This is a genomic window from Pseudoalteromonas sp. SWYJZ19, assembly GCF_015864375.1.
Classification (GTDB): Bacteria; Pseudomonadota; Gammaproteobacteria; order Enterobacterales; family Alteromonadaceae; genus Pseudoalteromonas; species Pseudoalteromonas arctica.
This window is the reverse complement of sequence record NZ_JADYXI010000024.1, coordinates 44,689-57,460: the sequence shown is the minus strand read 5'-3', so window position 1 is coordinate 57,460 and position 12,772 is coordinate 44,689. Positions and strand designations below refer to the sequence as shown.

The window sequence follows — 12,772 nt, the reverse complement described above, 5'->3', positions numbered from 1 at the left end:
GCCCACACAGATGATTGCTTTATATTGTTAAAGAACGTTTTGAGTCGCTTTAGCGTCTCAAGGGATGCGAATAATACACCCTTTATTTTTCGAGTCAACACTTAGTTTTAAACTTTCTTTTTAGAAGATTTAAAACCGAAGTTTTATTTAACTCTCTGAGGTAGTTCGTGCCTCGCTATGCTTCAGCGTTTCCCGTCTCAGTGGGGTCGCATTATAGGGAGATTCGAGCGGGGGTCAATGTTTTATTTCAGCTTTTTAACAATTAAATGAATTTAGTATGAAAGCTATACAAATAAAGGGCTGCAGGATACTTTTAGTTTAAAAAACACTCATAATTTATGTATCCATTGATGATGTATTAGTAAGGTTTAAACTAAGCTGTATGTTAAACAAACAACACACAGCTTTATTTAAAATTTAAGCCTTATTTAGGTGCTATTTCCCATACGGCAATAGAGCCTGATAGTTCATTTCCAACAATTAAGAGTGGGTTTCCTGTAGCACTTTGCTCTGCTGGAACGAATACCATTCCTTCAGGCGCTAAATCGCCTGTAATATTAGCTCCTTTAATTAAGCCTCTATTATAGAAGTAGTCTTCAAATTGCACATTGTATGGATTAGTAATGTCGTAAGCCATAATACCGCCCATACGTTCTAATCCAACAAAAGCAAATGTACGATCGTCAATTTTACCAATAGTCAGCGCTTCAGGCTCTGCGCCTTTATCATCTGAACGTGAGTCACCTTTGTTTTCATCTTCATTATTGTTAAATGATTCACCATGCACAGATGCTGTTATACGTGCTATATCATCACCTGAATCAAAAACCACCAGCCCATTACTGTCCCAAATGGTAAACGAACGTGCACCATAACCATAAAGTGATTCGTATTGGCCATCGTTATTAGTATCGCCTTTTATTGTTGTTACTTTTAAGCGACCAATATCGTTATCGTCGTTATTTAAGTAATCAAAATTAGCAGCAAGCGCTAAGTCTTCAACGCGGCTCTCATCTATATAAGCTAAGCAACCATCGTCTTTATCGTAATCAAGTCCGCCCTTTGCTATACAGTCTGCTTCATCTGTAGTATCAAAAAAGTATTCTCTTGCGTCACCTTCGTTGGCAGTGACTATAAAGTTAGCGCCTTTCCAACTAAAGCTTGAGATAGTATCGGGCTGGTACATACCATAGAGCCCTGGGTATGATTTAAAATTAACACCGCCATCTTTATCTGAGGCATCTAGCTGTAAGCTTGACCAATCTTTAAAGCCTAAGCCTTTTAGCTCAAGGCTGTTGTCCTCTAAGTTAACAATTGCGAGTGCATTGTTTTCTTGAATAGATACATAGGCGTATTTGTTATCTTTAGAAATACTGACGAATTCAGGCTCTAAGTCCATAGCCACGGTGGTATTTATTAGGTTGCCATTAATAGTACGCCCATTTGGGTTAGCAAAAACTACCCCTTGTGCCTCTAGTTCGGTTTGTTTGTTGTTATAGGCTTTAAAATCAATATTTATTGCTGTATCGGCTATTACATTATTTGTTATATCGATAATACTAATAGAACCTTCAGGATCTACGCTGTAGTCGCCACTAGGTTCGCCTTCGTTAGCGACCACTACTTTTGCACCATTGTGGGTGAACGTCACCATGTCTGGTAAAAAACCGACCGTTACGTTTTTAATAAATACAGGTGAGTCGCCACTTATGTCGTAAAACGCAATTTTTCCTGTATCACCCGTGTTTTTAGCCGCCATTGCCACAGCAAGTAAATTATTGTTTTCATCAATAGCAATACTGTTTGCATCGCCTTGGGTGTGCTCGCTTAAAGACAACGTAATGACCGAGGTTAAGTTAGTAACGTTTATAACCCCTTCGTTATCTTTAACTAGAGCTGCGGTATCAAAGGTATCGGCGGGTAGAATATTAACAACAGCGTCATCGCCTGAACTGTTAATAGCGTAAATCCATTTTTTAGACGCTTGATATGCAACTATTTCAGCTGCTCCTTCTGGGCTTTGTGCATTTAATACACCTCTACCCACAAGGTTAATATTTAATGCTGAATTTGCATTTATACCATTTAACCCATTAGTTCCACCTGTGCCTTGTTCTCCCTGTAACCCTTGAGAGCCTTTTTGACCATCGTCACCATCAAGTGAGCAGGCAGTAAGAACAGATATAAGTGACAGCGCAATAATTGATTTTTTAAACATGTAATTTTCCTTAGTATTGTATTTGCTAAATATCAACACACAGGCATGACAAGATTATGGCAGTTTTAATACAGCCCCTTAGCCTAAGTAATTAGCTTATACGCTAGCGGAGTTATTAAAATTAAAACGGCCGTATAACCAATCGTTTTTACAATCGAGGAATACTCTCGTTTAATTGCAACTCCTAGCAAAGGTCTAAATACATCAATACGTGTTATACCCCATGTAAAAACACCACAAAAAAACCAAGTCCCTAAAATAATGATGAATGGTTCAGCAACAGGCCCTAAACTTAAAGGCTGTAGTAAAAAACACAAAATAATCAAAATACTTTGATGCAATAAATAAAAAGGAAACACCCATGCATTGAGCTGCTTTAAATAGTAAGTATTAAAATTTAAAAATCGGTGAGCTAGCGCAAGCACAAAAAGTACACCTACAACACGTTGAATATTGTAGCTACCGCTTAAAATAAAATGAGGGAGAGTAAACGCCTTCTGATAACTTAATATTATAAGTATAAACAAAACCGAAAAACACGAAGCCAGTAATACCAAGTTTTTATTTAAGCAATTCCAAAAATAAGTATTTTTAGCAAGTATGTATCCTGCGAGTAGCAGCATAAAGCCGTTAGTTTCTCTGATTGAATCGCCCGTTAAATAACGACTGGTAGATAACGTGGTAATAATGAGTAAGGTAATTAAAAGCCCAGATGACATACCTCCTTGAACAAATGCTTTTAGAGGCGCAATAAAAGGCAGGCGTGCAAAAAGAGTTAAAGCAATAATGAGCAGCATAAATTGCCACAGCGAGCGTAAATACCATAAGTGATTTACATCCACATGCGGCCACACTCCAGACTGATAATTAATAAAAAGCGTATTGTTCGTCTTTATAAAAGCTAAATAAAATTGCCAATAACTAATATCAATAATACCTTGCTGCGACATTTCTGCAAACAGCTGAAAAGGCACTATTAGCCATAATCCCACCAGCAAAGGTAATAATAAAAAAATAGAGCGGTATAAGGTGAAATGTAACCAAGGCTTAAAGCTGCTTACTTTATCAATCATAAAACGCAGTGCTACGCCCGATATAAACCAAATGAGCAACATGCGCCAAGGTGAAAACACCAACATTAAATATTCAACATACTGTGATGTATAATTACTCTTAAAATGAAACCCCCAGTTTTCGCTATACAACATGCCAATGTGATAAAAAATTAGCGACGCAAATGCGATTACCCTAAGCCAATCAAGATAATATTTACGCGAATTAACTAATGAAGGTTGTTGTACTTGAGTGCTCATGCTTTTACTACTTTATGTATGTTATGCGTTATTCATACCTAAAGATCTCGCTAAAACTATCTATAAGTGCTTATATTACAAGCAATAGTGATAAAAGGTGGTATACAGGGATAAGCGTGCCACGTCAGCAATAAGCATACATTTATGAACCTACAGCACTTTCAACGTTTTCAAAGCATTTACGCATCATTATTACTGTGTGCTTACGTATTAATTAATAATACAGTAAACGCTACAACCCAAATAATGGAAGCCCAAAGAGAAGGGGCTTTAACTTTTTTAATGTGGGAGCCATTTGTTTGGGAGTATTCAAGTGCCTTGAGTACTTTGCTTATATTCCCTATTTTAATTTGGTTTTTAAGACACTTATCTTTTAATTGGCAAAATATTACGGCCTCATTAGGTATGTACTTTGGTGTCTCTATTATATTTAGCGTGTTACACGTTGGTATTATGGTAGGGGTTCGTAAATTCATATATTTGTTGAATGATGGGTCTTACAACTTTGGACTTAGCTGGTTTGAGCTTATTTATGAATACCAGAAAGACGCTATAAGCTTTGTGTTTTTCATCGTACTTATCAAAGTATATCAATATGTGGTGCAGCAGTTACTAGGTGAAGCCTCTTCAATTGAAGAAAGTGAGCAGCAAACAACATCGACCATAAACCGCCTATTAGTTAAAAAGCTCGGAAAAGAATTCATTATAAAAATAGAGGATGTTGATTGGCTTGAATCATCGGGTAATTATGTAAACCTACATATAGGCTCACGTATATATCCGTTAAGGGCAACGCTTACAGCATTAAGTAAACAACTTGAAGTGCAGGGGTTTTGTAGAATTCACCGCAGCCATGGCGTAAAACTCGATAAAGTGGAGTCCATTACACCACTACCCAGTGGCGACAGTGAAATAAAACTAACAACAGGTAAAGTACTTAACTTGTCTAGACGCTATAAAGAGCAATTTAAACTTCAGCTAAAATAAAAAAGGCTACCTAAGTAGCCTCTATTGTTATTTTTTAACTGGGCGTTTCCAACCCGTTAAATTACGCTGTTTAGAGCGTGCAATTGCTAATTGGTCATCTTCAACGGTACTGGTGATCACAGAGCCTGCACCAATTGTTGCAGTTGCACCTATATTTACTGGAGCAACGAGTGATGAATTAGAACCAATAAAGGCATTATCGCCAATAATAGTTTTTGCTTTGTTAACACCATCGTAGTTACAGGTAATAGTGCCAGCGCCAATATTCACTTTTTCGCCAATTTCAGCATCACCTAAATAACTTAAGTGGTTGGCTTTAGAGCCTTTACCTAGTCGGGTTTTTTTCATCTCAACAAAGTTACCAATGTGTGAGTCTTCTTCCATTACAGCGCCTGGGCGAAGGCGAGCATAAGGACCAAGCGTACACTTATCTGCAACTGTGGCATCTTCAATCAGTGTATTAGCTTTAATAATAACGTTATCGCCAATGCTACAATTTTTAAGGACACAGTTAGGGCCAATTTGTACGTTGTTACCAAGCGTGACTGTGCCTTCAAAAATAACGTTTACGTCGATAAGTACATCTTCACCGGTGGTAACTGTTCCTCGCACATCAATACGCGCAGGATCAGCAAGTGTTGCACCATTTAACATTAACTCTTCTGCTTGCCATGCTTGATAAGCGCGCTCTAAGCCTGCAAGTTGTACGCGGTTATTTGCGCCTTCAACTTCCATTGCATGGTCTGGCTGAGCTGAAGTGATTTCTACGCCTTCACTGTGAGCCATTGCAACGATATCTGTTAAGTAGTACTCGCCTTGTGCATTATTGTTAGATAAGTTACCTAACCATGTTTTTAATAGCTTACCGTTAACAGCCATAATGCCTGTATTTACTTCGTTAATAAGTAACTGTTCTGGGCTTGAATCTTTTTGCTCAACAATACCAACTAACTTACCACCGGCACGAAGCATTCGACCATAGCCATTTGGGTTTACTAAATTTACCGTTAATACAGCTAAACCATTTTTAGGTGTTGCGGCTAATAAACGCTCTAGTGTTGATTGCTTTGTTAGTGGTACATCACCGTATAAAATTAATACCGTGTCTTCATCATTAACATGAGAGTTGGCTTGCGCTACTGCGTGGCCAGTACCAAGTTGTTCAGCTTGAAGTACCCAATTTACATTGTTATCGGCAAGTTGTTGTTGTAATAGTTCGCCGCCGTGTCCGTAAACTAGGTTTGTAGTCGTTGCACCTAATGCCATCGCATTATCAATAACGTGCTGCACCATTGGTTTACCTGCAACGTTGTGCAAAACTTTAGGTAAAGCAGAGCGCATACGAGTACCTTTACCCGCAGCAAGAATAATAGTTGTTAGAGCCATTAAAACAATTTCCTTTTTTCGTTGTTTTAGCTAAATAAGTCTTATGTTTGATCAGAAGATTACGTAAATCACTTCTTGTGCAAATACTCAGTAGGTTAGTTTATTAGTACTGAATCTTGACTGAAAAAACACACTTAATTGGATGACGTTATTGTAGCGAGGATTCCGGCAGGATATAAGTGTAAAAGTGTAGATAATAATCGGACTAAGGTATTTAGTGTAAATACAAAAGTAACAGGCACAAAAAAGCCCACTTACTAGTGGGCTTTTTACAAACCGGATAGGCTTACTTGTGACGTAATTGCTGAATTACGCGTAACTGAGCAACTGCTTCTGCCAGTCGCGTAGCCGCTTGCTGATAGTCAAACTCAACAGCTGACGAATTCGCCATATGTTCTTCAGCTTCACGTTTAGCCTTTTGTACAGAATCTTCATCTAAATCTTCACCACGAACCGCAGTATCTGCAAGAATCGTGATGTGATTTGGTTGAACTTCTAATGTACCGCCAGCAACATATATCACATCTTCGTGACCAAATTGCTTAACTAAACGTACCATACCAGGTTTAAGGGCAGTTAGTAGTGGAGCATGGCCTAGGTTTACACCCAGCTCGCCTTCACTACCAGATACTTGAATCGATTCAACAAGACCAGAGAACAAACTCTGCTCAGCGCTTACTACGTCAAGATGTACAGTCATAGCTGTCATACTACCCTCCTAGTTACATGCCTTTGGCTTTTTCTTGAGCTTCTTCGATAGAGCCAACCATGTAGAACGCTTGCTCTGGCATATCATCAAATTCACCGTTTAAGATGCCTTTAAAGCCAGAAATTGTATCTTTTAGTGATACGTATTTACCAGACGCGCCTGTAAACACCTCTGCCACGAAGAATGGCTGAGATAGGAAACGTTGGATTTTACGTGCACGAGATACAAGTTGCTTATCTTCGTCAGAAAGCTCGTCCATACCTAGGATTGCAATGATGTCTTTAAGTTCTTTATAACGCTGAAGAACTGTTTGAACGCCACGTGCTGTATCGTAGTGCTCTTGACCAATTACTTGTGGGTCAAGTTGACGTGAAGATGAATCAAGTGGGTCTACCGCTGGGTAAATACCAAGTGATGCGATATCACGTGAAAGTACTACTGTTGCGTCTAAGTGAGCAAAGGTAGTTGCTGGAGATGGATCCGTTAAATCATCCGCAGGTACGTATACCGCTTGGATTGATGTAATTGAACCCGTCTTAGTAGAAGCGATACGCTCTTGAAGCACACCCATTTCTTCAGCAAGTGTAGGCTGGTAACCTACCGCTGATGGCATACGACCAAGTAGTGCAGATACTTCTGTACCAGCAAGAGTATAACGGTAGATGTTATCTACGAAGAAAAGTACATCGCGACCTTCATCACGGAACTTTTCAGCCATAGTAAGACCTGTTAACGCTACGCGTAAACGGTTACCTGGAGGCTCGTTCATCTGACCGTATACAAGCGATACTTTATCAAGTACGTTTGAATCGTTCATCTCATGGTAGAAATCGTTACCCTCACGTGTACGCTCACCAACACCTGCGAATACTGAGTAGCCGCTATGCTCGATTGCGATGTTACGGATAAGTTCCATCATGTTTACAGTTTTACCAACACCGGCACCACCGAATAAACCAACTTTACCACCTTTAGCAAACGGACATACAAGGTCGATAACCTTGATACCAGTTTCTAAAAGTTCAACTGAACTTGATTGCTCTTCGTATGAAGGTGCTGCACGGTGAATAGACATACGGTCTTCTTCGCCGATTGGACCCGCTTCATCGATTGGCTCACCAAGTACGTTCATGATACGACCAAGTGTTGCTTTACCAACTGGAACTTGAATCGATTCACCTGTATTCATAACTAAAGCACTACGACGTAAACCATCAGTAGTACCCATAGCGATAGTACGCACTACACCGCCACCTAGCTGTTGTTGAACTTCTAGAGTCAAACCAGCTAAATCGCCATCTGTTACTCTTAGTGCGTGGTATACCGCTGGCACGCTATCTTGTGGAAATTCAATATCCACAACGGCGCCGATAATTTGGACGACCTTACCTAAACTCATGTCTATTCCTCTCGTTAATCTTTACCCGAAGCATTAAACTGCTGCTGAGCCAGAACAAATCTCACTAATTTCTTGTGTGATTGCTGCTTGGCGAGCCTTGTTATAAACAAGCTGTAGCTCGTCCATAAGGTCACCTGCGTTATCAGTTGCAGCTTTCATTGCAACCATACGAGCAGCCTGTTCAGAGGCAGCATTTTCTACCACACCTTGGTATGCTTGAGACTCAATAAAGCGTACTAACAAAGACTCTAAAATAGCCTCTGGATTTGGCTCGTATAAGTAATCCCATGTGTGAGCAGATACTTCTTCTTCAGCTTTTGGCAAAGGGAGTAACTGATCTATAATTGGCTCTTGCCTCATGGTATTAACGAATTTGTTATATACCAAGAATAAACGGTCTATTTTGCCTTCAGAAAATGCATCAAGCATAACTTTTACAGGACCAATAACGTCTTGTACTGAAGGTTTATCTCCTAGGCCCGCTTTTTTAGCGAGTAGTTGACCACCAAAACGTTGAAAGAAGCCAGCTGCTTTACTACCTAAAGTAGCAAATTCAGCATCAACACCTTTTTCTTTCCACGCTTTAACATCAAGTGCAACTTTCTTAAACTCGTTTGAGTTTAGACCGCCACACAGACCACGGTCTGTAGAGATAACAATATAACCAACTCGTTTCACTTCACGATCTTTTAAGAACGGGTGAGTAAAATCAAGATTTGCTTGAGCAACACGACCAATTACTTCACGTAATTTGTCAGCGTATGGACGGCTTGAAGCAACGCGTTCTTGCGCCCTTTTCATTTTAGACGCAGCAACCATTTCCATTGCGCTAGTGATCTTTTGAGTATTTTTAATACTCCCGATCTTGCTTTTAATCTCTTTTCCGCTGGCCATGACTCTCTCTCCGAATCAAGGTGTGCTTTAGTTTCCTAAAGCGCACCATTAATAACTAAATTACCAAGTTTGCGTAGACTTGAACTTCGTTAGAAGTTCTTTAAGCTGCGCTTCGATCTCGGCATTCAAGTTACCAGTTTCATTGATTTGAGCCACAAGCTCTGCGTATGTGCTATTTGCATACGAAAGTAAAGCTGCTTCAAAGTCACCGATTTTCGCGATTTCGATGTCTTGAAGGAAGCCTTTTTCAGCAGCAAATAACGACAAAGACATATCAGCAACAGACATTGGCGCGTACTGTTTCTGCTTCATTAGCTCTGTTACACGCTCACCATGCTCAAGTTGAGCACGAGTTGCATCATCAAGGTCAGACGCGAACTGCGAGAACGCAGCTAATTCACGGTACTGAGCTAGGGCTAGACGAATACCGCCACCTAGTTTCTTAACGATTTTAGTTTGTGCAGCACCACCAACACGCGATACCGAGATACCAGCATTTACTGCCGGACGGATACCTGAGTTGAATAAGTCAGTTTCTAAGAAGATCTGACCATCGGTGATAGAGATAACGTTAGTCGGTACGAACGCAGAAACGTCGCCGCCTTGAGTTTCAATGATTGGCAATGCCGTCAATGAACCAGTTTTACCTTTCACTTCACCATTAGTGAACTTTTCAACGTAATCTGCGTTTACACGCGATGCACGCTCTAAAAGACGAGAGTGAAGGTAGAATACGTCACCTGGGTATGCTTCACGCCCTGGTGGACGCTTAAGTAGTAATGAAATTTGACGGTAAGCAACTGCTTGCTTAGACAAATCATCATATACGATTAATGCGTTTTCACCACGGTCACGGAAGTATTCACCCATAGTACAGCCCGCGAACGGTGCTAAGTACTGAAGTGCCGCAGATTCAGAAGCAGATGCAACAACTACGATAGTATTTGCTAGTGCACCATGCTCTTCTAATTTACGAACTACGTTTGCAATAGTAGATGCTTTTTGACCAATCGCAACGTACACACACTTAACGCCTGTGTCTTTTTGATTGATGATTGCATCGATTGCTAGTGCAGTTTTACCTGTTTGGCGATCCCCAATGATAAGTTCACGTTGACCACGACCAACTGGAATCATCGCATCAATAGATTTATAACCAGTTTGAACTGGCTCATCTACAGATTTACGCTCGATTACACCTGGTGCAATTTTTTCTACAGGTTCAAACCCGTCGTTATCTAGAGCGCCTTTACCATCGATTGGAGCACCTAGTGTGTTTACAACACGACCAAGTAAACCAGGACCAACAGGAACTTCTAAAATACGACCAGTTGTATATACTTTTACGCCTTCAGTAAGGTCAGCGTACGGACCCATTACTACTGCACCAATTGAGTCGCGCTCAAGGTTTAGTGCGATAGCATAACGGCTGCCAGGAAGCTCAATCATTTCACCTTGCATACAGTCAGCAAGACCGTGGATGCGGATGATACCGTCAGTAACAGATACAATAGTACCTTCGTTACGAGCTTCACTTACAACTTCGAACTTCTCAATACGTTGTTTGATCAGATCTGAAATTTCAGTGGAATTAAGTTGCATGCTCTTTTTCCCAATTACGATTGTAGTGTTGTAGCTAAGCGGTTTAATTTACCGCGAATAGTACCGTCGATTACAGTGTCGCCAGACCTAATAATAAGTCCACCAACCACTGACGCGTCTTCACTACAATTCAGCTTAACTTTGCGTGCGAAACGTTTTTCAAGTGCCGCTACCAATGACTCTTGTTGCGCAGCAACAAGAGGAGTTGCAGAAATCACATCTACTTCGATTTCTTTATCGTATTCTGCTTTAAATTCAGCAAATAACTGTGCAACTTCAGGTAGAGCTGTCAAACGTCCATTTTCAGCCATCACCTTAACTAGGTTCTGACCTTGTTCGTTGAGCTGCTCAGCACAAAGTTGAATAAATAATTCAGCTTGTGCAGTAGCTGTAGGCATACCTGCTAAAGCAGATGATGCTTGTTCATTGCTGGCTACGTGGCCTGCAAAGAACAACATATCGTTCCAGCTTTCAAGAGTGCCTTTCTCAACGGCAAGTTCAAAAGCCGCTTTAGCGTATGGGCGAGCGATAGTAGTCAAATTAGACATGCTCATACCCTCCTAATTACAGCTCAGCGACAAGTTTTTCAACGATGTCACTATGTGCGGCTTGATTAATTTCACGCTCTAAAATACGTTCTGCACCAATCACTGCCAGAGTTGCTACTTGCTTACGTAGCTCTTCTGTTATGCGATTACGTTCAGACTCAACTTCAGAGTGCCCTTGAGCAATGATACTTTCACGCTCTTGCTGACCACGAAGTGTTTCTTCGTCAACAATTAGCACTGCACGCTTTTTAGCTTGATCAATGATATCAGCCGCTTGAGCTTTTGCATCTTTAAGCTGTTCAGCAGCTTTCTTTTGCGCAAGTTCTAAGTCTTTTTCGGCTCTATCAGAGGCAGCTAAACCATCTTCGATTTTTTTCTGGCGAGCTTCAATTGCACCGTTTAGTGGTGGCCATACGTATTTCATACAAAATAATACGAACACCGTAAACGCAATCAATTCACCGATAAGAGTGGCGTTTAAATTCACAACCGCTCCTCCTTAAATAGTAAGCTGTTCAAAAAATAAAATTAAAGTACGAACAACAATACCATAGCGATACCAACACCAATCATTGCTACAGCATCGATTAGACCAGCAAGGATAAACATTTTAACTTGTAGCGAAGGTGCAAGCTCAGGTTGACGCGCACATGCTTCAAGGAATTTACCGCCCATGTTACCAAAACCGATTGCTGTGCCGATTGCACCAAAACCAATTAGTAAAGCTACTGCGATGTACTTAATTGCTTCAGGCATTGATAATACTTGTTCCATTTTTTTCTCCAAAGTTTCAATTGTAAATTAAAGTTAAATATTAAAAGTTATAAAAATTAAAGTTGTAAATTAGTGATTATCTGAGCTTGCCATGCTTAGGTATACAATCGTTAGCATCATAAATAAGAATGCTTGTAATGTAATAACTAAGATGTGGAATACTGCCCAAACAAAATGCAATGGTAATTGCATAAAACCGATAGCGCCGATCAAGATGAAAATCAACTCACCCGCATATAAGTTACCAAACAAACGTAATGCTAATGAAAACGGTTTAGAAACGAGTGCAATCAGTTCAAGTAATAAGTTAAATGGTATCAAAATAATTTGAACAAACATGTTATTTGAGCTGAACGGATGAAGCGTTAACTCTTTAATAAACCCGCCAATGCCTTTTATTTTGATTGAGTAACCAATCATCAAAATAAATACACCTAGCGCTAGCGCTGAAGTCATATTGATATCAGTAGTAGGTACAATTTTCATGTACACATCGTGTGAATCCATACCAAATGCAGTTTCACCAACGAAACCTGCAAATGCTGGTAAAAAGTCAACTGGGATTAAATCCATTAAGTTCATTAAGAACACCCAAACGAAAATCGTTAAGGCTAATGGTGCAATAAGCTTGCTTCTACCATGGAAAGTATCGCGTACGTTGTCACCAACGAATTCTACGATTATTTCAATAAAACACTGAAACTTACCAGGTACACCTAGTGTTGATTTTTTAGCGGCACTACGGAAGATCCATAAAAATAATAGACCTAATCCGATAGACCATGCGAGGGTATCTATATGCCATGTCCAGAAACCACTATCCGTACATGCTTTGTTGAAGGCGAGACCTGTATCGGTCGAACACATCTTAGCATTGGTCAAATGGTGCTGGATATGGCCAGATAGAGTAACTTCTTCTGCTGCCATGTTATATCCCAAAAG

12 protein-coding genes are annotated in these 12,772 nt (G+C 40.1%); 1 reads left to right on the top strand and 11 read right to left on the bottom strand.

The features are described from left to right. Window positions 1-424 precede the first annotated feature (424 nt). Window positions 425-2,218, bottom strand: coding sequence for a choice-of-anchor I family protein (locus I6F45_RS18605; RefSeq protein ID WP_197161625.1), 1,794 nt, complete (start codon window positions 2,216-2,218; stop codon window positions 425-427). Between the two features lie 83 nt (window positions 2,219-2,301). After that, window positions 2,302-3,531 (bottom strand): acyltransferase family protein, encoded by a 1,230-nt coding sequence (locus I6F45_RS18600; protein WP_197161622.1) that lies wholly within the window; start codon window positions 3,529-3,531, stop codon window positions 2,302-2,304. A gap of 144 nt (window positions 3,532-3,675) precedes the next feature. Between I6F45_RS18600 and I6F45_RS18595 the strand changes: the two genes are divergently transcribed. Further along, on the top strand, window positions 3,676-4,518 hold the full coding sequence (locus tag I6F45_RS18595; RefSeq protein ID WP_165740119.1) for a LytR/AlgR family response regulator transcription factor: 843 nt from the start codon (window positions 3,676-3,678) through the stop codon (window positions 4,516-4,518). Between the two features lie 27 nt (window positions 4,519-4,545). Here the strand turns inward: I6F45_RS18595 and glmU are convergent, their stop codons facing one another. From glmU to atpB, 9 genes are all read right to left on the bottom strand, one after another. Further along, window positions 4,546-5,904, bottom strand: a complete 1,359-nt coding sequence (glmU, locus tag I6F45_RS18590) for a bifunctional UDP-N-acetylglucosamine diphosphorylase/glucosamine-1-phosphate N-acetyltransferase GlmU (protein WP_197161619.1) — start codon at window positions 5,902-5,904, stop codon at window positions 4,546-4,548. Window positions 5,905-6,190: 286 nt separating this feature from the next. Next, window positions 6,191-6,613: a F0F1 ATP synthase subunit epsilon gene (locus tag I6F45_RS18585; protein WP_007377666.1), complete on the bottom strand. Its 423-nt coding sequence runs from the start codon at window positions 6,611-6,613 to the stop codon at window positions 6,191-6,193. Window positions 6,614-6,626: 13 nt separating this feature from the next. After that, window positions 6,627-8,012 (bottom strand): F0F1 ATP synthase subunit beta, encoded by a 1,386-nt coding sequence (gene atpD, locus I6F45_RS18580; RefSeq protein WP_007585971.1) that lies wholly within the window; start codon window positions 8,010-8,012, stop codon window positions 6,627-6,629. Between the two features lie 33 nt (window positions 8,013-8,045). Next, entirely contained in the window at window positions 8,046-8,906 is an 861-nt protein-coding gene (gene atpG / locus I6F45_RS18575) for a F0F1 ATP synthase subunit gamma (RefSeq protein WP_007585974.1), read from the bottom strand. Window positions 8,907-8,966: 60 nt separating this feature from the next. Next, window positions 8,967-10,508, bottom strand: a complete 1,542-nt coding sequence (atpA, locus tag I6F45_RS18570; RefSeq protein ID WP_007585976.1) for a F0F1 ATP synthase subunit alpha — start codon at window positions 10,506-10,508, stop codon at window positions 8,967-8,969. A gap of 14 nt (window positions 10,509-10,522) precedes the next feature. Further along, window positions 10,523-11,056, bottom strand: a complete 534-nt coding sequence (gene atpH, locus I6F45_RS18565) for a F0F1 ATP synthase subunit delta (RefSeq protein ID WP_197120031.1) — start codon at window positions 11,054-11,056, stop codon at window positions 10,523-10,525. 16 nt (window positions 11,057-11,072) lie between these two features. Then, complete coding sequence (atpF, locus tag I6F45_RS18560; RefSeq protein WP_004335264.1) at window positions 11,073-11,543, bottom strand: F0F1 ATP synthase subunit B; 471 nt, start codon at window positions 11,541-11,543, stop codon at window positions 11,073-11,075. A gap of 41 nt (window positions 11,544-11,584) precedes the next feature. After that, window positions 11,585-11,830, bottom strand: coding sequence for a F0F1 ATP synthase subunit C (gene atpE / locus I6F45_RS18555; protein ID WP_442960991.1), 246 nt, complete (start codon window positions 11,828-11,830; stop codon window positions 11,585-11,587). 69 nt (window positions 11,831-11,899) lie between these two features. Further along, window positions 11,900-12,757 (bottom strand): F0F1 ATP synthase subunit A, encoded by an 858-nt coding sequence (gene atpB, locus I6F45_RS18550; protein ID WP_197120030.1) that lies wholly within the window; start codon window positions 12,755-12,757, stop codon window positions 11,900-11,902. Window positions 12,758-12,772 lie beyond the last annotated feature (15 nt).

Coding starts and splice junctions, on each gene's coding strand:
- I6F45_RS18600 (WP_197161622.1), bottom strand. CDS start 3,531: ATGAGCACTCAAGTACAACAACCTTCATTAGTTAATTCGCGTAAATAT.
- atpD (WP_007585971.1), bottom strand. CDS start 8,012: ATGAGTTTAGGTAAGGTCGTCCAAATTATCGGCGCCGTTGTGGATATT.
- I6F45_RS18595 (WP_165740119.1), top strand. CDS start 3,676: ATGAACCTACAGCACTTTCAACGTTTTCAAAGCATTTACGCATCATTA.
- I6F45_RS18585 (WP_007377666.1), bottom strand. CDS start 6,613: ATGACAGCTATGACTGTACATCTTGACGTAGTAAGCGCTGAGCAGAGT.
- atpH (WP_197120031.1), bottom strand. CDS start 11,056: ATGTCTAATTTGACTACTATCGCTCGCCCATACGCTAAAGCGGCTTTT.
- atpB (WP_197120030.1), bottom strand. CDS start 12,757: ATGGCAGCAGAAGAAGTTACTCTATCTGGCCATATCCAGCACCATTTG.
- atpG (WP_007585974.1), bottom strand. CDS start 8,906: ATGGCCAGCGGAAAAGAGATTAAAAGCAAGATCGGGAGTATTAAAAAT.
- I6F45_RS18605 (WP_197161625.1), bottom strand. CDS start 2,218: ATGTTTAAAAAATCAATTATTGCGCTGTCACTTATATCTGTTCTTACT.
- atpA (WP_007585976.1), bottom strand. CDS start 10,508: ATGCAACTTAATTCCACTGAAATTTCAGATCTGATCAAACAACGTATT.
- glmU (WP_197161619.1), bottom strand. CDS start 5,904: ATGGCTCTAACAACTATTATTCTTGCTGCGGGTAAAGGTACTCGTATG.
- atpE (WP_442960991.1), bottom strand. CDS start 11,830: ATGGAACAAGTATTATCAATGCCTGAAGCAATTAAGTACATCGCAGTA.